Annotated in this window: 20 protein-coding genes and 1 tRNA gene; all 21 read right to left on the bottom strand. The window is 39.0% G+C overall.

Going from position 1 to position 19,950, the window contains the following annotated elements:
• Positions 1-48 precede the first annotated feature (48 nt).
• The 21 genes from ACJQWY_RS00105 to ACJQWY_RS00005 all read right to left on the bottom strand — a co-directional run bounded on the left by ACJQWY_RS00105 (position 49) and on the right by ACJQWY_RS00005 (position 19,884).
• Positions 49-1,902: a prolyl oligopeptidase family serine peptidase gene (locus tag ACJQWY_RS00105; protein WP_407075723.1), complete on the bottom strand. Its 1,854-nt coding sequence runs from the start codon at positions 1,900-1,902 to the stop codon at positions 49-51.
• Between the two features lie 269 nt (positions 1,903-2,171).
• Positions 2,172-2,420 (bottom strand): hypothetical protein, encoded by a 249-nt coding sequence (locus tag ACJQWY_RS00100; RefSeq protein WP_407075722.1) that lies wholly within the window; start codon positions 2,418-2,420, stop codon positions 2,172-2,174.
• A gap of 19 nt (positions 2,421-2,439) precedes the next feature.
• Positions 2,440-3,048: a hypothetical protein gene (locus ACJQWY_RS00095; RefSeq protein ID WP_407075721.1), complete on the bottom strand. Its 609-nt coding sequence runs from the start codon at positions 3,046-3,048 to the stop codon at positions 2,440-2,442.
• Between the two features lie 93 nt (positions 3,049-3,141).
• The gene (locus ACJQWY_RS00090) at positions 3,142-3,447 is read right to left on the bottom strand and encodes a DUF948 domain-containing protein (protein WP_407075720.1); all 306 of its coding nucleotides are present in this window, start codon (positions 3,445-3,447) and stop codon (positions 3,142-3,144) included.
• Between the two features lie 199 nt (positions 3,448-3,646).
• Positions 3,647-6,634 carry a DNA translocase FtsK gene (locus tag ACJQWY_RS00085; protein WP_407075719.1) on the bottom strand — a complete coding sequence of 996 codons (2,988 nt, stop codon included), beginning with the start codon at positions 6,632-6,634 and terminating at the stop codon, positions 3,647-3,649.
• Between the two features lie 247 nt (positions 6,635-6,881).
• Positions 6,882-7,244, bottom strand: a complete 363-nt coding sequence (gene rbfA, locus ACJQWY_RS00080) for a 30S ribosome-binding factor RbfA (protein ID WP_407075718.1) — start codon at positions 7,242-7,244, stop codon at positions 6,882-6,884.
• Positions 7,245-7,294: 50 nt separating this feature from the next.
• Positions 7,295-9,559, bottom strand: coding sequence for a translation initiation factor IF-2 (gene infB, locus ACJQWY_RS00075; RefSeq protein WP_407075717.1), 2,265 nt, complete (start codon positions 9,557-9,559; stop codon positions 7,295-7,297).
• Positions 9,556-9,879, bottom strand: coding sequence for a L7Ae/L30e/S12e/Gadd45 family ribosomal protein (locus ACJQWY_RS00070; protein WP_407075716.1), 324 nt, complete (start codon positions 9,877-9,879; stop codon positions 9,556-9,558). The genes infB and ACJQWY_RS00070 overlap by 4 nt, the downstream gene beginning before the upstream one ends.
• Positions 9,869-10,168 (bottom strand): RNase P modulator RnpM, encoded by a 300-nt coding sequence (gene rnpM, locus ACJQWY_RS00065; RefSeq protein WP_407075715.1) that lies wholly within the window; start codon positions 10,166-10,168, stop codon positions 9,869-9,871. Before rnpM ends, ACJQWY_RS00070 begins: the two co-directional genes overlap by 11 nt.
• Positions 10,169-10,181: 13 nt before the next feature.
• Positions 10,182-11,339, bottom strand: coding sequence for a transcription termination factor NusA (gene nusA, locus ACJQWY_RS00060; RefSeq protein WP_407075714.1), 1,158 nt, complete (start codon positions 11,337-11,339; stop codon positions 10,182-10,184).
• Between the two features lie 14 nt (positions 11,340-11,353).
• Complete coding sequence (locus ACJQWY_RS00055; protein WP_407075713.1) at positions 11,354-12,034, bottom strand: LSm family protein; 681 nt, start codon at positions 12,032-12,034, stop codon at positions 11,354-11,356.
• Positions 12,035-12,262: 228 nt separating this feature from the next.
• The gene (locus tag ACJQWY_RS00050) at positions 12,263-12,952 is read right to left on the bottom strand and encodes a 5'-methylthioadenosine/adenosylhomocysteine nucleosidase (RefSeq protein ID WP_407075712.1); all 690 of its coding nucleotides are present in this window, start codon (positions 12,950-12,952) and stop codon (positions 12,263-12,265) included.
• Positions 12,953-12,967: 15 nt separating this feature from the next.
• Positions 12,968-13,285 (bottom strand): hypothetical protein, encoded by a 318-nt coding sequence (locus ACJQWY_RS00045; protein ID WP_407075711.1) that lies wholly within the window; start codon positions 13,283-13,285, stop codon positions 12,968-12,970.
• Between the two features lie 2 nt (positions 13,286-13,287).
• The gene (locus ACJQWY_RS00040) at positions 13,288-13,866 is read right to left on the bottom strand and encodes an NUDIX hydrolase (protein WP_407075710.1); all 579 of its coding nucleotides are present in this window, start codon (positions 13,864-13,866) and stop codon (positions 13,288-13,290) included.
• A complete protein-coding gene (locus tag ACJQWY_RS00035) occupies positions 13,844-14,071 on the bottom strand; it encodes a cold-shock protein (protein ID WP_407075709.1) in 228 nt (75 codons plus the stop codon). Before ACJQWY_RS00035 ends, ACJQWY_RS00040 begins: the two co-directional genes overlap by 23 nt.
• 25 nt (positions 14,072-14,096) lie before the next feature.
• Positions 14,097-14,447, bottom strand: coding sequence for a DUF3397 family protein (locus tag ACJQWY_RS00030; RefSeq protein ID WP_407075708.1), 351 nt, complete (start codon positions 14,445-14,447; stop codon positions 14,097-14,099).
• A gap of 318 nt (positions 14,448-14,765) precedes the next feature.
• Positions 14,766-15,893 (bottom strand): ATP-grasp domain-containing protein, encoded by a 1,128-nt coding sequence (locus ACJQWY_RS00025; protein WP_407075707.1) that lies wholly within the window; start codon positions 15,891-15,893, stop codon positions 14,766-14,768.
• 8 nt (positions 15,894-15,901) lie between these two features.
• Positions 15,902-16,570 (bottom strand): glycoside hydrolase family 73 protein, encoded by a 669-nt coding sequence (locus tag ACJQWY_RS00020; protein WP_407075706.1) that lies wholly within the window; start codon positions 16,568-16,570, stop codon positions 15,902-15,904.
• An 87-nt stretch (positions 16,571-16,657) separates the two neighbouring features.
• Positions 16,658-17,527, bottom strand: a complete 870-nt coding sequence (locus ACJQWY_RS00015; protein WP_407075705.1) for a helix-turn-helix domain-containing protein — start codon at positions 17,525-17,527, stop codon at positions 16,658-16,660.
• Positions 17,528-18,590: 1,063 nt separating this feature from the next.
• Positions 18,591-19,319, bottom strand: a complete 729-nt coding sequence (locus ACJQWY_RS00010; protein ID WP_407075704.1) for a class I SAM-dependent methyltransferase — start codon at positions 19,317-19,319, stop codon at positions 18,591-18,593.
• Between the two features lie 477 nt (positions 19,320-19,796).
• A tRNA-Ser gene (locus tag ACJQWY_RS00005) sits at positions 19,797-19,884 on the bottom strand.
• Between the last annotated feature and the right edge of the window lie 66 nt (positions 19,885-19,950).

Raw genomic sequence — 19,950 nt, 5'->3', positions numbered from 1 at the left:
TATATATTCCATTTTCTGAATTCAAAGAGTTCAGTCCCTAAAAGGACCTTACTCTAACCTATTTGTTAATACATTAAGTGTACCATACCAAAACAACCAATCAATCATAACTTTACATTGGGCTTGGTGAATCTGCTGTTTAGTCCCCTGGGCTTTAGTCCAATCTAAATATTTAAATTCAGGTTGTCGATCCACTAACGCTTGTTGTGCATATGCCGCTAAGGGGAGCTGTTGACTAAGTGGTGATTGCATGGCCATCAACAAAATAGGAACATGCGGATACTTTTTTTGTTGCACTAATGAGGCCTGTGCTAGTTGCACTTTTTCTTGATTACGCAAAGTTAAATTAGACATTGCATTTTGCAAAACGTCCAGCTGGCGCTCAGCATACCATGCCGGCCAATCAACAATTGGATCACATAAAATCCCAGCCGTAAAGTTTTGGGGCTGGTCAGCCAGTAATTGCGCAGCTAACGTAGCCCCAGCTTGACTACCAATCACATACAGTTTTCCATCTACTAATTCAGCATGTTGCTTTTGCGCCGCATGAATTCCTTTCATCAGCGTCGTTTGTATTTGTTCAGCATCTTGCCAAACGTGTACCTGAGCATATTCCCCCCTATAACCACTCATGCCGGGTTGATGAATCCACACAACATTAAAACCTTGATGGGCTAGCCACTGTAGACGACTCTGGTAACTTTCGCCGACCCCATATTTTAAGTCTGCACCCAACCAAATAATTGTCCCCGTCACGTCTCGTTGCGCATTAGGTAAAAACCACCCGTCGATGAATTCACCAGTGGTATCCCGGAAAACAAATTTTTCAGCCGCAATTAATCGCGATGCATGCTCTGATTGAACCAAAGTCTTCCGCTGCGCTAAATCAACCAACTGGACAGGTTGATTACTTGCCATCTGCAACCCTAAAATTTGATGCTCTTGCACTAGTAAAGTAGTTAGAATTTCGCGTTGATCTGAGATACGTTCCTTTTTTCCACTTAAATCCGACAAATACAAGCGACTGTGTCCATGATAATCCGTCACAAAGAGATAATGCTCAGCATCCATCCACTGCAAATGATGATTTTGTTCATGGTTTTGAACATTTAACGCTTCCTCTTGATATTGCAAAGTAATGCGCTGCTTAGCGCGGTCAAATAAATATAATTGAGCACGTTCGCCACCACCATCTTGTTCATCCGCAGCTACAATCAAAATTTGCTCACCTTTGGGACCATACTGTGCTTCTGAAATGTGCCACCATGACCGCCTAGAGAAGACCTTTGTTAAATCTGGTTGGACCTCTAACTCAATTAAACGTTCATGTCCGCTTTCTCCTGTTGGCGTTAGTTGGGTATCAATCAGCAGTAATTTTTGAGCATTTAAAACATCAGCAATCCGTACAGGTAGTTCAAATTTTTTAATATATCGTTGCTCACCATTAAGATTGGCAAAATATAAACGGTTCTCGACATTTTGGGATCTTTGCAGAGGCAGCTCGGTGACACCCGCCACGCTCATCTGTAAGCCCTGAGTCATCTCTATCGGATTCCAACGCCATTGACTGACACCTTCTGTTAGATAAAATACCGCATCACAGTCGGGAATGGCATGGATTTCCTTAATCCGGCTCGATCCAACCCCTAATTCAAGGTCTTCCTCATTTTCCCTCATTTGAAAAATTCGACCCCGTTGTAAATAATATAAGTTATCTTGATTACTCGATATTTGCTCGACTGCATGGCGCAAAACCCGCATTTCCCCATCAACCACTTGAACTAAATCATAATAACTCGCGCCAAGCTCACGTTGTTTTAAAATATAAATTTTATCATTTACAATTTGCGGCTGCTTTAAATTTAATTGATCAAATTCATTGATTGTGTCGCTTTGCATCATTCTTTTTACCTCTTAGTTTAAATTTCATTCAATCATCAATGGGGTAGATTCATTTTAAATTTGTGAATCTCAATTCCCAATCTGCCTTAACGAAACATAGCTGCGTTCAATTGCTTTTAATTATATTACGAAATATGTACGATTTTACATATCACCATCAAAACTTTAAACTATTTAAATTTTATCGCTTAAAAAAGAGATTGGAACACCATCATCAGTGTTATTCCAATCTCTATCAACCATTTATTTTGCAAAAAATATGCCCTATATTAATCGGTCATATTATCATCTGATTGCAACTGCTCGTGCAAGCGTTCCAAAATGGCCTGCTTTTCCGTTAATTGTCGATTTAGCCGGTCCACTTGTTCTTTAATAGGTGCTTCCTCGCGGGCTAAAATATCACTCATCGCCATTAACTTTTTCAACTGTGGTTGCACAGTCATAATAAATCGCCAGATAAAACCCATTAACAAGATTAATGCTAAAACAAGGATCGTCAAACTAATGATTTTCACCATAATTTAAGCCCCCATGTAACTATTTATCATCTGATTTTGAATTTTCTGGTTGCAAGACTTCAACATCGTTCATACCTAATACTGCTTTCACATCATCTTGTTGTGCATCTAAAACAATTTCAAAATCATCTTCTGTTTGATTCAAAGTCTCATTGGCCAGATCCTGCAATGGTTCCTCTTGTTGTTTCAAACTCCTCCGAGCCTCGGAAAACATTTTTTGGGCTTGCCCTTTTAACTCCTGGTAACGGTTTTGCATTTCAGCAAGCGTCTCTTTGTTTTGCACTGAAAGGTGCTCATCCGCTTCGGCTTGAATCATCTCACGCGCTTGTTGATATTGATCATTAGCTTGATCCGTCAAGTCGTTTACCTTTGTTTGCAACTGCGCAACCCAATCACGCCAGGCGACATCCGTTTCGGCATCAGTTAATTTTTCAACTTGTTGGTTAAACTTATTGGTTGCTTGCGTCCGCAAACTATCAACCTTAGCCTTACCCTTCGCTAAATCATCTAAAGCTCGATCTTGAACTGCTTCTTTTTGCATAGGTGTCAAAGACTTATAGTAAGCCGTAAGCACCCCAACCCCTAGTAACATTCCGCCAAAAATCAATCCTTTTACTGGTCGTTTCATGCTTTCACCTCCGGTTTGTTCTTCTTTTGCTTCCGTCGACTCCGTTGCATGCTAAAAGCCATCTCTGCAGCCTTGCCCATCATTGAACTATTCTTATTTTTTTTTTGAACCAAATTTATCCTTAACCTCATGTGCTGATGTATTCAATTCTGAGACACTAGCCCCTAAATCACCAGCAGCTTGGAAAACTGGATCAACTGTTACCATTTTACCATTTACATCTTTAAGTAAAACGTTGGTATTGATTAGCAAATCATCCACATCATTAGCAATTAATTTGACATCTTGTGTCACCGAATTCAAAGTAGCACTTAGGTGCACCAAGAAATAACCAATAAATAAGACTAACCCCAAAATAGCGAGTGCAATAATTAGAAATGAAATATCTCCTGTTGTCATTAACGTTCTCCTTATGAATGTATTCTTAACCTTCTAATCTCGGGGAGATTTATGTTTATAATTATACAACATGTCCTCATTCAATGCGCCGTAAAAACTAATTTAATTTAAATATTTCTTTGTCAAAGAATGTAATAATAACACAAAAGCCGACACCTTAATGCATCGGCTTTTTACATTTCAAAAACAAAAGCACAACCTAATGTTGTTGCTTAGCATACCACTGCTCTTTATTCATTAGAACGGGGCGCCGTTTACCACCTGTCGCAGTGCCTAAAACACCTTGATCTTCCATATCATCAACTAACCTTGCTGCGCGATTATAGCCAATTCTAAAGTGACGTTGCATCATAGAAGCTGATACTTCCCCCTCAATTGATGCAAAGTCTAAAGCGTCATCCCAAATTTCATCTAAGGCTGAACTACTATCTCCACTGGATCCATTATCACTATCCATTGCCTTCAAATCAGCATCAGTCACTTCCATACTTTCATCATATTGAGCGGTTCCTTGTTGCCTAATATAATTTGTTAATTTTTCAACATCATCATCAGACATGAACGCCCCTTGAACCCGTTCACCACTATTTTCACCGATAGGTTTGAAAAGCATGTCACCGCGTCCCAAAAGCTTTTCAGCACCATTAGAATCTAGAATAGTCCGTGAATCGGTTCCTGATCCAACCGCAAAGGCCATCCGTGAAGGAACGTTGGCTTTAATCAATCCGGTAATAACATCAACTGATGGTCGTTGCGTGGCTACAATCAAATGAATTCCAGCCGCACGCCCTAACTGCGCAATCCGCACAATCGCTGGCTCAACTTCACCTGAAACAGTCATCATCAAATCAGCCAATTCATCAATAATAACCACTAAATATGGCATCTTCATTAGCTGCGTATCAGGAGTTTGTTGATTATGTTCTCGAATCGCTTTATTATATCCATCAATATTGCGAACCCCCATTTCCGAAAGTTGATCAAACCGGTGATCCATTTCCGCCACAACCTTCTTCAAAGCAGCGGCCGCTTTTCGTGGTTCCGAAACAACAGGCGTAATCAAATGTGGAATGTCATTGTAAATACTCAATTCCACCTTCTTAGGATCAACTAACATCAATCGAACTTCAGATGGTTTAACTTGCAAAAGAATTGATGCCAAAATCGTATTTATCGCGACCGACTTACCAGATCCAGTCGAACCGGCGATGAGAAGGTGAGGCATTTTCGTCAAATCCATCTTAACAATGTCGCCAGCCACACTTTTTCCAATCGGTACTTCTAACAAATTCTTACGGTTGACCCCTACTGTTTCATACATATTACGGAAGCCCACAGTTGCTTGCTGATTATTAGCCACTTCAATTCCCACTAATGATTTACCAGGAATCGGAGCCTCAATTCTAAGACTCTTTGCTGCTAAGGCCATCGCCAAATCATCCGCTAAATTAGTGATTTTTGAAACCTTAACGCCCACCGCGGGTTTAATTTCATACTGGGTAATCGTTGGTCCTAAAACCACCTTTTCCACGGTAGCTTTAATATTAAAGCTTTCCAAAGTTTGTTGCAAAACCCGTGATTTTTCTGCTAATTGATTTTGTTCCTTACTTTGATCCGCCGACCCCGTCTTGGTCAATAGACTTACCGGTGGCAATTGATAATTTTCATCTTGTACTTGTTGGTTGAACCCGTTCGCATCCACCGCCATTTCCGGCGTTGAATGGTAGGATGTTGCTTGCGTCTGATGTTGCGACTGTTGATGTTGTCGAGCGTCCCGAATTAAATCAACATGACTAATTGCTGCACCATGCTCGTCCTTTGACGTATCTGGATCTGGCGTCGCACTAACTACCGAAGCCACCTCATCAGGTTCTTTTAACAACTGGTCCGCATGCACATCAGCCTGCAAATCATCTTTCATTGAATTCGTTGTTTTGTTTGTACCAAACATTGCTTCCGTCTGCTCAGCCATCGATGGTTCCTGATTTTCAGATTTTGCCTGAGGTTCCGTGTAGCTAGTAGGGTTACTTTCCGCCGATTGATTCCAATCGTTTGGCCAATCCATTTCCGTTTCAAAATCATCCGCTGTCCATTGTGAAGTTCCAAAGGGGCTATTAGTATCTGTGGACTGCGTCGTAGAACTAGCTTGAGACGCATCTGATAAAATTTCACCTGTGGAGGGATCCACTGAACGAGCCTGTCCATCAAAACCCGGTGCAACAATCGTTTGCACTGTTTCAGGCTCATTTGTGCTTTTCGGTACTACAATTTCTGGCATAACAAAATTGCTCGTCGTAGCATCGTCAGGAGCCACCGGTTGATGCGTATGCTGACCCGCTGTAAAAGGATTATCGTCATCAGTTGATTCCGGTTCAATCGGTACCACATTTTGCGCTTGTGCATTGGCAACTGTAGCATCTGACTGCGTTTCTGCATTTTGGGGATGCTCAGCCTTAACCTCAAAATCACGTTCAAATAGCTCATCCGCAATCTTACCACGCTGAGCTTGATAGGTTTGATTCAAATTACTCATTTTTTGAGCACTCGCTTCCACCGCCGAACGCGTTGTATCTTCCATCACATTCGCAGCATATTCGGTTGCTCCAAAGAAACTAGTAAGCACCGCTTTAATCGGTAAATTAAAAGTAATAATCACACCGGCAACTAAAGCCGCAATTGCTAACAACCAAGCACCCCAATTTGATAACGCCGGATAAATCAAGGTTAACAAAGTCGCACCAAGGCCACCTCCACCAACCGGCGTTTTAACTAAGCCATTGTTGATGTCTTGTTGAATAAATTTAATAATATAATTCAAATATGCATGATGAATGTTAATGTGATTAAATAACCGGATTGAACCAATCAAAATCACGCCACCATAAATCAAGCCTACCCCCCAATAATAATTCTTCTTTAAAGTGGGAAACTTCCCGTAAGCGGTCATACCAATTAGCATCAACAAACAAAATGACAAGAAAACTTGATATGTATCGCCGACTAAAAGTCGCACAACATTAGCCAAAAAAGCACCCACGATGCCAAATTTACCAATGGCTGTAATTGCTAATAAAAGGCCTAGCATTCCGGATAAATGCATTGTTAGCTTTTGCGATTCCATTTGCTTTTTAGTTTTTCTTTTTTTGCTATTTTTCTTCTTAACTGGCTTTTTCTTATATTGCGCCATGAATACATCCTTTCATTAAAGTCGCATTTTATGCTTTCAAATCATTTTATCAACATTTGAAAGTATAGCACATTCAAAACAAGCGCCCCAGAATTCGGGATAAATCTTATTACAGCTTTAAGATTTATCAATCTTTTACGCCTATTTAATCACATTGCCATCCCGTTTTAGACACAAAAACCCCATTAGTTAAATTACTCCAACTAACGGGGTTCAATTCAAATATATTATCAATCTGAATTAAAGCTTATTTATTTTCATCTACATGGAGTTGCCGGATTAAGTCATCAATTTTATTTCCGTAAGTCACTGATTCATCTTTTTTGAAAGTCAGCTCTGGCGTCTTATACGTATTCAAAGTTGAACCCACTTCTTTTCGAATCAATCCTTTGGCAGCTTCTAAACCATCTGCAGCTTTTTGATTAACAGAAGCAAGTTCTGATAACACGCTGTAGTAGACTGTCGCTTGCTGTAAATCACCTGTGACTTCTACCCCAGTGATAGTTACACCTTGCACTCGCGGATCACGAATACGCTTCAATAAAATTTCATTGACCGAACGTTGAATCTCTTGTTCTAAACGTCCCACTCGAAAATTCTGCTGTGCCATGTTTATCTCCTTTATCGATTGCTTTAACACCTTAATTAAGCTTATACATTTTACTTAGGCTTAACCTCAAACATTTGATAAACTTCAATCTCATCGCCGACTTTTTCATCGTTATAATTTTCAATGGTCATTCCAAAGTCATTACCATTCTTAACTTCTTTCACGTCATCCTTACCACGACGTAATGACCCAATTTTACCATCATAGATAACGATTCCATCCCGGATTAACCGAACGCTGGCATCCCGAGTAACTTTTCCACTCATCATCATTGAACCAGCAATTGTTCCAACCTTTGAAACACGGAACAATTCCAAAATCTGGGCAGTTCCAATCACTTGTTCTTCAAAGACTGGCTCTAATTGACCCTTCATCGCTGCTTCAATTTCATCAATGGCATTATAAATAACTGAGTGCAAACGAATATCAACATCATCTGACTCAGCTTGAGTCCGTGCTTGTGGCGTTGGTCGAACATTGAATCCAATAATAATAGCGCCTGAAGCTTCCGCTAAGGTGATATCTGATTCATTAATCGCTCCTACTGCTGTGTGGATAATATCAACTTTAACCCCTTCAACGTCAATTTTCTTAAATGAACCAGCCAACGCTTCAACAGATCCTTGCACGTCAGCTTTAATAATGACCGGAATTGACTTCATTTCATTTTCAGCCATCTTGTTGAACAAGTCCGCCACTGAAACCACGTTATTCCGCTTACGATCAAGGAGTAATGCCCGCTTAGCTCGCTCTTCTCCGGCTGCCCGTGCTGTCTTTTCATCTTCAAAGACCACGAAACGATCACCAGCTGCTGGAACATCGTTTAATCCGGTAATTTCAACCGGAGTTGATGGCTTAGCTTCCTTAATTCGCCGACCACGATCATTGGTCATCGTCCGTACTTTTCCAAACGTATTTCCTACAACAATTGGGTCACCAACGTGCATCGTTCCTTGTTGAACTAAGACCGTGGCAATTGCTCCACGTCCCTTATCCAAACGGGCTTCAATAACTGAACCAGCTGCGCGTTGGTCTGGATTAGCATGTAAGTCCAACACGTCTGATTGTAGCAAGACCATTTCGAGTAATTCATCAATATTTTGACCAAACTTAGCTGAAATATTAACGAAAATTGTGTCACCACCATACTCTTCCGGAACCAATTCATATTGCATCAATTGATTAATGACGTTTTCTGGGTTAGCACCCGGCTTATCAATCTTGTTAACTGCCACAATGATTGGGGTTCCCGCCGCCTTAGCGTGATTAATCGCCTCAATTGTTTGTGGCATCACTCCATCATCAGCCGCAACGACTAAAATTGTAATGTCCGTAATATCAGCTCCACGCGCACGCATTGCAGTAAAGGCCGCGTGACCAGGCGTATCCAAGAAGGTAATCTCGCGCCCATTTAACTTAACTTGATACGCTCCAATATGCTGGGTAATTCCGCCCGCTTCGCCTTCGGTAATATGCGAATTACGTAAATAGTCCAACAAAGTTGTCTTACCGTGATCGACGTGTCCCATGATTGTTACAACTGGTGCGCGAGGTTCGAGGTCTTCTTCATTCCCTTGTTCTTCTTCAAAGAATTTGTCCAAATCGGCGATATCCACTTCAACCTTAGGCTCCGCTTCAATACCATAATCAGCCGCCAAAATTTCAATTGTATCAGCATCTAAGGATTGATTTTGGTTAACCATCACCCCCAGCATAAACAACTTTTTAATAATCTCTGTTGCATCACGGTGAATTAACTTCGCAATATCTTGAACGTTCATCCCAACAGAATAAACTAACTTCTCTGGTAATGGCTGATCCTTACGAACAGTTAGGGCTGGACGATTGGTGTTATTGCGGTTATTGCGGTTGCGCTTGCCACCACGCCGGTTTCCATTTCCACCATTATTATTACGATTATTGGCTCGGTTATTATGGTTGTTATTATTGTGCCCACCATTATTTTGGTTGCCACCATTATTATCTCTTTTATTTTGGTTATTATTATTAGTTTGGTTAATCACGACTTTTTTCACTTCTGCTTTCTCGGGCTTAGTAGCGACGTTTTGCTTCTTAGATTGCTTGCTGTTTCCCGTCGTTGCTGGTTTATCCTTAGGGGCTGCCTCAACCTTATTTTGCGTTGGTGCCTTCTGAGCCGTCGTAGCGTGCTTAGCCTTCCGTAATTGTGCCTCTTGATTGGCATCAACCGTTGACATATGTGACTTAACTGCGAAGCCTGCTTCTTTGGCCGCAGCTACTAATTCCTTTGATGGAACATTCAATTCTTTCGCTAATTCAAAAATTCGCTTTGTCATTGATTTTCCTCCTCTTTCTCTAAATACATTTGCATTTTTTTAGCAAATCCGCGATCAGCCACCGCCACCAAAGAACGGGCCATACCTGTGGCATTCGCAATCTCTTGACGCGTCAAACTAGTTGAAAATGGGACACCATAACTCGTAGTCTTATTAGTAAACTTCTTAAACGTACTAGCACCACCATCTTGCGCAAAGAAAACTAAATCAACCTTACCTTTCCGAATTGCGTCTAGAACTAATCCTTCACCAGTCACTAATTTTCCTGCACGTCTTGCTAATCCTAACAAATTTAATAATTGTTGTCGTTTATTGTTCATTCCCAAATAGTTCCCGCCGTCCTTGCTGATGATCAACGTATGCGATTAGTTCATCATAGAAAGTATCATCTAGGTGCACCCCAAAAGCTCGATCGAAAGTTCGTTTTTGCTTCGCCGTTTTAGCCGTTTCGACATCAATTTGAATGTAGGCCCCACGACCGTTAGCACGATTAGTAGGATCCAATTGCACTTCACCAGTTGGTGTTTTTACAACGCGAACTAAATCTTTTTTAGGCACCATTTCACCACTCACAATGTCTTTTCGCATCGGAATTTTTTTTAATTTCATTGGTGACCTCCTATTAATCTAACGTTACGTCCTTAAAATCAATGTCCGCCGTCATGTTTTCTTGATTAGCATGATTAATTTGGTCCGCATGTTCTTGCATTGTTGCATAAACTTCTTCGCGCTGTGACTCAGGCTTGATATCAATTGAATAATTGGTTAACTTAGCTGCTAAACGAGCATTTTGTCCACGTTTTCCGATGAAAAGCGACAGTTGATCATCAGGAACTAAAACAGTTACCCCACGGTCATTGCTTGGATCAAAGATAACTTCCAAAACTTCCGCTTTTTCTGTCGTCTTCAATGCATTCACAATAAATTCGGAGGGTTCTTCAGACCATTGAATAATGTCTAAGTTTTCTCCTGATAATTCAGAAATAACCGTTTGTACGCGGGCACCACGTTGACCAATCAATGTTCCAACTGCATCCAAATTTTCGTTATATGAAACGACTGCGACCTTTGACCGGTCTCCCGCTTCACGCGAAATCGCCTTAATTTCAACGGTTCCGTCTTGTACTTCTGGCACTTCCGCTTCAAACAAACGCTTAACTAAGTCAGGCGCGGTCCGTGAAACAAAAATTTGTGGTCCGCGCTTATTTTCTTGCTCAACTTCAGTCAACAAAACTTTAATCAAATCGCCATTCCGATATTGCTCATTAGGCATTTGGTCGCTTTGCTTCATAGCTGCTTCCTTGCCACCTGGCAATGTTACATATAAATAACGATTATCTTGATAGGCAACTTCGCCAGTAATAATTTCATCTAAATCATCTTTATATTCATTATAGACTTTTAAGCGCTCTGCTTCGCGCACTTTTTGAATAATAATTTGCTTAGCCTTACCTGCTGCTAATCGTCCAAAGTCTGAAGGGGTAATTTCAAACTTAATTTGATCACCAATCTCATAGTCTTTATGAAGTTGGTGCGCGTCATGCAAAGAAATTTGGGTATTATGATTTTCAACCACGTCACCTTCAACTACGGTCTTCACCTGATAAACTTTAATGGTTCCGCGTTGTCGGTTGAATTTAACTTCAACGTTGGTTTCATTGTCATAATTTTCTTCATATGCCTTTTCTAACGCTACTTCGATGGCGTCAACTAAAACATCAGCTTGAATCCCCCGCTCATTTTCTAAAGCATCTAATGCTACTACAATTTCTTTACTCATGATTTCTCTCCATCTTAAATACTAACTTGTTTGGCTTTTGCAATGGCATTTCGTGGAACTTCCAACGTGTGACCTTCTTCATCAGCTATCACTAACGTTTGCTCATCAAAGTCGACCAGTTCACCCGCAAATTCTTTTAGACCATTAATTTTTTGGTAAGTTTTTACCTGAACTAACTTGTTTTGGGCCCATGCCAAATCTTCATCACTAACTAAATCCCGATTTTGATTCAAAGCCATTTTGGCAGCCTGAATCTGATCAAAGGTAATGGTTAATTTTTGCCGTTTAGCTTTCACTGCATACTCAACAATAATTCCGTCGGTTAAAACTTCCATTAAGTTTCCAATCAATTTTGAGCTGCCGTCAATTGGCTGCTTTAAATCAATTTCAATATTTTTACTTAAAGCCCATTGATAATCGCTCACTTGCTTTAAGCTACGTTCAGCACCGGGTGATGCAACATCTAACATATAAGACGCTGGAAATGGATCTGGTTCAATTTCATCTACTAATTCACCTACTAAATCGGTCAATTCTACCAAATCATCAATGCTAATCTGACCCTTCTCACGATCAATTAATGTTCGCAGAACCATTTCAGAATCCATAGTTTCATATTCAACATCCCAAAGCAAAAATCCACGGGCTGCCAAGGCAGGTGCCAAAGTTGCTTTTACTTGATCAATGATGTCCAATACCTGTTACCTCCTTTATCAATAAGCTATTCAAGCCGTTTCTCAACTGATTTACCTAAAAAAATGAGCGGTCCAGGCTATAAGAGCCGGACCACTCAACTAAGAGCTTTAATTACACTTAATAATATACCATATCTTAATTCAGATGACAAGCTCAACTGCAGTCACCAAACCAACTCAAACGCCTGATTCCAATCATTAACTTGTGCCAACTACCGGCTAATCTACTTAGACCTGCTCAAAATAATTCACGAGTACTGTCGCTGATTGCTGACCAGCTTGAACTACGAATTCATCATATGACATACCGGCTTCTCCGTTCGCGTTATCAGAGATGGCCCGAACAACAGCAAATGGTATGGCAAATTGATGCGCGACTTGTGCCACAGCAGCTCCCTCCATCTCACCAGCTAAAGCCTGCGGGAATGCTTGCACAATCGCTTGCTTTTGTTCCAGGGAATTAATAAAAGTATCCCCTGAAACAATCATTCCACGTTGCACTTTTGCTTGTTGGTCTCCATAAGATTGCGCTAATGCCAAAGAAAGTTGTGCATCAGCAGTGAAACGAGCTGGTTGTTGTGGAACTTGTCCAAACTCATAGCCAAAGACGCGTGCATCAGCATCAAAATATGCTAACTCATCGGCAATCACAACATCCCCAATATGTAAATCACCACCTAAAGCCCCTGCTGAACCAGAATTGATTAAATAATTTACTTCAAACTTAGTAATTAATAAAGTCGCTGTAACGGCCGCGGCCACTTTTCCAATTCCACTTTTAACAACTACCACTTCCGTCTGATTTAAACGTCCAACGTGAAATGGCATCCCCTGGACTGTAATCACATTTTCATCTTGTAAGGCCGCTAAAATACCATCCATTTCAGTTTGTTCAGCATTAATGATTCCGTAACGCATGCTTTAATCTCCTTTTTACAAAAATAATAAAATCCCCCAAGTTATCACAATTCCCAAAATCAGCCAAATAATCACCCAATTTAACCGATACTTTAACCGCGCCGTTTTTCCCTCAGGGGTCAGTTTACGGGTAATGGGATCCAAAGCAAATTTACCTTTATGTGTTAGGCGATTTTCCGCCCGCGTCAACGGTCGATTAATATTACCGCCAGATTGTCGTTTTAGTTGTTCAAAGGTTGACTCGGCTTCCACTTGTTCAGCGCTAGCAGCTTTGTTATTCTTCTTCCAGCCTTTCAACAAATCCGCAAATTTAGTCCGAATGTTTTCAAACATTTTTATCCCTCTCTCTGCCGCAAATTTTTCCAATACAAGTAAGCCATATTCGTTTTAGCATCATTGAGGCGTCCATCTTCAAACATCTGTTGAACCGTCGCGAAATCATACCAAACCAAATTCAAATTTTCATCACTATCTTGAGCCATCTCATTTTGAACAGGTGTTAAATGTTGTGCTAAATATAGATAAATTTTTTCGTCAGCAAATCCAATTGAAGAATAAAACGCCGTAAATTGCTCTAACTGACCGGCCTGCAAACGTGTTTCCTCATTAAGCTCACGTTCCATCGCTTCCAGTGGTGTTTGATCGCGATTGTCCACCTTACCAGCTGGAATTTCTAAGGTCATCTGCCGGACGGCAGCCCGCCATTGCTGCACCATCAACATTTGATCTTGTTCATTAAGCACTAGTGCGGCAACCGCTGGCTGATGATGGATGATTTCACGTTTCGCCTTGCGTCCATCTGGCAACCGCACCGTTTCTAAATTTAAATCCAAAATATGGCCTCGATAAATCGATTGCTCTTGTTCGACACTTTCTTTGAAGGCAGATTCATCATTGCTTTCTATCATCATCATGCCCCAATTTTTCTACTAACGCTGCTTGTGGTCCACGTACCCCTGGTACGACCACTAATTGAACCTCTTCGCCCACCGTTAGATTTTTTTCATACGCTTGGATTCCAGAAAAATGAACAAAAACATCTTCTTCGCCTGGCATACTAATATAGCCAAAACCTTGTTGGTCATTCCAAGTTTTAACTTCACCTTTAATCTTTTCCATTTTAACCCCTTTCTATCTTGTTCATTTACACAAAAATAAAGATTCCTAATATTAAACATGACGCCAAATCAACAATCCGCCACCATTTTTTAAAAAAGCGAAATGGCGTGTAAGTTCCACTACCGAAGCCTTGATAAATCAATAAAGCACTGCCCCATAATACAAGCATGAGCCAACCATACGGCAAAAATGATTGCTGCCATTTTTGAAAAGAAATTAAACCAATTTGCCACCAAATCAACGGTGTCATCAAATCCAACGTATTAACCGTGCTAGGCAATCGGTTTGCATAATGACTCTGTCTGAAAATATATACAGCAATCCAAATTAGCACTAAAATTGCTAAACTTAATTTCCAGTCAATCATTGAAAACATGGCTCGGTCTCCCCACTTAAAATATTATTTCATTATAGCATGTTATACTACTCAAATTAAAAATCGTTTGTTACAATGAACCTCGTAGTTGTTTTTAAGAAAGCAGGCAGATTCATGAAAAAGAAAGAAAAATCAACAATGGCGAAAATTCTTCAGGGATTCGTATACCTGATGCTTTTCCTATCACTAACTAGTGCCTTTATTGTTGTATTACAAATTTTTTACTATTAAATTCAGAAAAAGCGTTTAGCTAATTAACTGGCTAACCGCTTTTTCTATGCCTAGTTGAATCTTATCCTAATTTAATAAATAATCTCATTATTGCGCTAACTTTACTTCCTGGTTTGCTGCATCCAAAGGTTGCCATACACCCGAAAAATCTAATTGGGTCTGCAATTCAGCTGGTGCCTCACCGCTCACTACAACATTACCAACTTTTCCTTGACGCGTGGGTTCGGGATACAAAGTCATTTGCCAGTTAGGGCGAATCCCCCACTGTGCATATAAAACATCTAATTGCTCAACACTAAGATCACGATAAATAGCATAATTACCCACTTCAATGGGAAATAACGCCTGTCCGGTTAATGCACGAATTGTTTGGGTAGCTAAGTCAAAATTACTTGTGTATTTTGACAGATACTCACCAACGTTAATCCCGGGCACAATATCATCAACATACAAATTACCTTCCGGTGTTGCTAAAAATTGAACATCAAATCCGCCAACATAATTGATTTTATTCGCTAAATCGGTAACTGCTTCTTGAATGGTCACTCGCATTTCTTCATCAACTTCTGTAGCTAAATTCCATTGTTGGGTCGGATGCGCGCGCATTTCAACTAATGGGTACTGGACCAAATTTCCCCGTATATCTCGAACCGCTGATACCATCAAGGGCTGTGCATGTTCTAACCAATTTTCAACAATCAACTGACCACCATCAATCAAAGGTGCTACCAATCCAATTTCGTAAGCCCCTTGAATTACATACTGTTTTGGCGTGGGATTTGTCTTAAAAATAGACTTAACTGCGACCGGATACCCCAAAGAACCTGCAGCTAAAGCGACCTCATCAAGGGTACTGGCTAATTTATACGGTACAATATTGATCGCATTTTCTTCAAAAAAGCCACGTGACAATGCATAATCCCGCGTTAAATCTAACAGCGCGGTCCCTTGAGGCAAGTTAGTTTCGCCCAACTTATCCATCACTCGATCAGATAGCCAAGCTTGATTATAAACAACGATGGTTGCTAGCCCCGCAAAATTTTCCCACGCATCTGGACCAACCATTAAATAATCAGCTTCACCTTGCTTGGCTTCAGCTTCTTTTTCAACATAAAGGGCGACTGTAAAGCCCATATTGTGTGCGGCTTGCATTAACTGTTGATTAGTTTGATTTAGCCCAATTAACCCAATAACGCTTCCTGGTAAAACTTCCATAGTCCCTCCTATTTATCATATTGTTTCAATTGATATTCGTTGATTAAATTCATAATTTTTTTAGCATAGCCCGGATCAGTAGCATATCCGCCATCAACCAATGCCTGCGCAGCTTCCTCTACATTCACCCCTGAAATTACCTTTGCATAGCGCTTCGGATTATCGCTGGTACCATGAATTAATAAATCCGCATGATCTTCCATTGATGCTTGCCAGGAATCATATACTCTAAAAGGCGCCTTCACTTCGACCCATTTACCATCCTCAAATTCGCTGGTTGTTAAGTTAACACTGTGCATTGACCCCGTAGCTTTCACACCAAAAAAATTATTGTATTTATATGCTAAGGTCGACTTACCCCAATCAGACTCTAAAGCTGCTTGAGCAATACTAATTGATGAACGAATCCCCGTTTGTGTTTGAATATCTTGAGCTTCCGGGGCAATTCGTTGAATAAATTGTTCACGCGTCAATTGATTCATCGGCAAATTATTAACGTTTGCATTTGAGTTAAAATAATTTCGATTCGTCAAATCTGAAACTTTACCAATGACAAGCAAGAGGATAAACACTACAACAAGTACTCGGCCTACCTGCAACCGCCCTTTTTTAACGAAAAAGGTACTAAGATTAAATTTTTTAATTTTTTTCAATAGCCGATTCTGTCGTCTTGCCATTATTACCTCTATGTTTTTAATACTTTAATCATCATATTAATCTTATTATTTAGGTCTTTATTTTACCATATCGAGCATAAACTTGTCTTAATCGAAGTAATCAATATTATTCTCAACCAAATATGGTTTAATGTCCTCCATCATCACCGTATCACCTAATTGTTCAGCGGTAGTATACGCTCTTAAATAAGCCCGACATGATTCTTTGCGTTCCTTTTTAATACTCCGTAGTTTACCTTCGACTAAATTTAGCCGAATTAATTCATTGGTCAGTGTTGACTTGGAAATAAACGACTTAGCTTGAATTAAAAAATCCTCTGCTGTTGAAACTGCCTCTTGAGCCAAAGCTAAATCAGCGCTTTGTCGATAAATGCTAACAATCAGATTATTATTTAAATTATTTTGCCGATTCCTACTATTCAAGAAATCGCGAACCTTTTTCACTGCAATTCGATTACAAAAACGAGCTTTTTCAAAATCTTCTAATTTAATCCAGACTTCTGTCGTCACCATCTCAATTTCTAATAATAAATTTTTCTGAGTTTGTGAAACCGCCACACTCGCATTTTGTAAATCATTCAAAGCACCAAAAAAATTTTGTAGACCAAGTTCTAACCTTGCATGTAACGTATGATAAAGCGGCCTAGCTTCATCTGGCAAATATTTTAAATTACATTCTCTCTTTAATAGGCGCCGAGCAATATCATAATCACCACTATTAATAGCTTGTCGTACTGCACTTAAGTTTAAATAGTTTGGTTCTTCCAATGAGACAATTTTGTCTAAATCCATTTGCAAACGATGACATATGTCAGTGAGAATAACCATACTCGTAACATGGCCTTCGCTCTCCATTCGCGATACTAGTGACTGATGACAGATGCCATCAGCTAATGCTCTTTGGCTTAAGCCCATTGCTTCTCTTTGGTGTTTTAATAAATCGCCTCTGATAATCATCGCCTTCCCCGCTCTCCTTAAAGATATATCTCAGTATATGAGGCTTTTAATTTGAGCACAACCCTTAAAATCAAAATTTTCCTCATCAAATATTGTTACTATGAAATTATTCATTTGATTAGTGTGGAAAATTAAGATTTCATGCGCTATTATCACATTTATAAATTCTATAATGAAAATATGAATTATTTGTGAACGATAATGTTGATGCATTTTTTAATGTGCATCACAATTATTTTTATTCGTGTGAGACAAACTAATTTAGTTCATCTAAGTGAATTTCTATAAAAAATCAAAGGAACACCGAAGGGATATACTTCCGCTTTATTTAATTACTTCTATTAGATATCCCTCTATTATCAAATGGGCTTCAATTAGCTACGCCTCACTTCTAAAAGAAGACACTCGTACAGTTTCATTTGATCACCTAAGTATGCTTTAACGCAATCTTTAACCAGTATCTTGCCATAATTGAATCTGAATCGATTTCTAAATCAAACCATGATATTGATCATCGTGCAATATTAGGATAAATAATGAATTTGGTATCGCTCCTTTAGTTATAACAGATTATGATGAAACTTCATCTTCGTGCATCAACACAACTCTGCTATTGTTTTGTTTTATTTAAAAGAGAATCAATTCTCTTCATAACGTCATCAGTAAAATTAATATATATCATTGACCTCCTAATTTATAAATAAACTATGCAACTTTTTATAAAATAAGGGACAATTCTAATCACCATATCCTTCATGGTCAAATTTACTCAAAATTCCAATTTTAAAATACTAAGAAAAGATTTATATTCGAAAATCATCAAAATATACTGTATCTATTACGAATAAACAAAAAAGTTAGTTCGTTCACTTCATGAGTTTTTTAAGCTCACCGGCATGAAATGGAATTTCTGTTGCTCTGACCGCTTTGTATTATTATATTTTACTATCCAGACACAGTTAAATACTCTATTCATAATAATATACACGGATTTAATTTACATCTATACAAATTTTGGTGTAAATTAAAACGCCTAACTAATGTTAGACGCAGTAATTATAATCTATATTTTCTTCGCCGATATAATCAGCATCATTGGCCGGCGAAATTCGTCCTTCATACCAGGAATATCTAACATAGAATCTGGTGGTGTCGGTTCTATTAAATGCTGTATTGAAAATCTATGCTTAATCAAAGTTTCAATATATGTTTCTAATGTACGATGATACTTAGTTACTGGAGTATCCCAAAAATTAGTTTCCCTTAATGTTTCATCAAAATATCTATCAACAGGAAAATATTTAATAGATCCATCATCATTTAAAACCCATTGTTCCGTTCCCTCAGAAGTAAATATTGGATGTTCAACTGAAAAAATAAACTCTCCATTTGAATTTAGAAGAGAATTTACCTCGTCAACTACCTTATCAAAATCTTCTATATAATGAAGAGCAAGCGAACTAAAGACTAAATCGAACTTAGTGTCCAATGATTCTAAGTTATTAATATCAACATTCTTAAATTCGACATTATTATATTGATTTTTCCGTTTAGCAGTAGCTAACATTTTATCAGAACTATCAATACCTAATACATATTTAGCCCCTTGCTCAGCGGCATAAATACTATGCCACCCATATCCACTACCTAAATCTAACATAGTCTTGTTTCGTAATTCAGGTAGTATTTTTTTCAAAGCCTCCCATTCGCCAGCTCCTTTTAAACCTTCCTTACTTCGATTCATTTTTGAATATTCATCAAAGAATTTTTCATTATCATATATATTTTTCATAGCATACCTCATTTTTATACGCATAGTCACACAAAAGAAGTGATTATTCGCTCTTTTCATTTTCGATTTTTTGCACTAAATCCTTTATCAACAACTTCTTATACATGCATTTTAACATTCGTTTCTTGTAATTAAGTAAGTTATTTACGATTAATATAGTTACAATTGTTATCAAAGCATTTTTAATATTCCTTGCTTTTCTCCTTCCCTTTAACTTATACCTTTTATAAGCGCAAACCTTTTTGATCTTATCATCACACAAATACCCCCAATAAAATATTAATAATCGTTGAAGAAATGAAAGATGCCACTGCGGACATTTTTACCAGTTTGGTTAACTTCTAAAATCGTTAAAACTACACACCAAAAATACACAGTCAATGTGTATTCGTTGGCATTTAAAAATAAAAGAAACCCCGTCATATCAACAATTATGCTGATATAACGAGGATTTTCATTCATTAATTTTTGATATTACGGAGACAGAGGGATTCGAACCCTCGCGCCAGTTTCCCGACCTACACCCTTAGCAGGGGCGCCTCTTCAGCCTCTTGAGTATGTCCCCAAGCACGTTTAAGTACACCTTAAACAATGGGCCTGACAGGACTCGAACCTGTGACCTCTGCGTTAT

It is taken from the genome of Weissella kandleri (genome assembly GCF_045504165.1).
Taxonomy (GTDB): Bacteria; Bacillota; Bacilli; order Lactobacillales; family Lactobacillaceae; genus Weissella; species Weissella kandleri_A.
The sequence above is the reverse complement of the archived record's forward strand: the minus strand, read 5'-3'. Positions and strand labels throughout refer to the sequence as shown.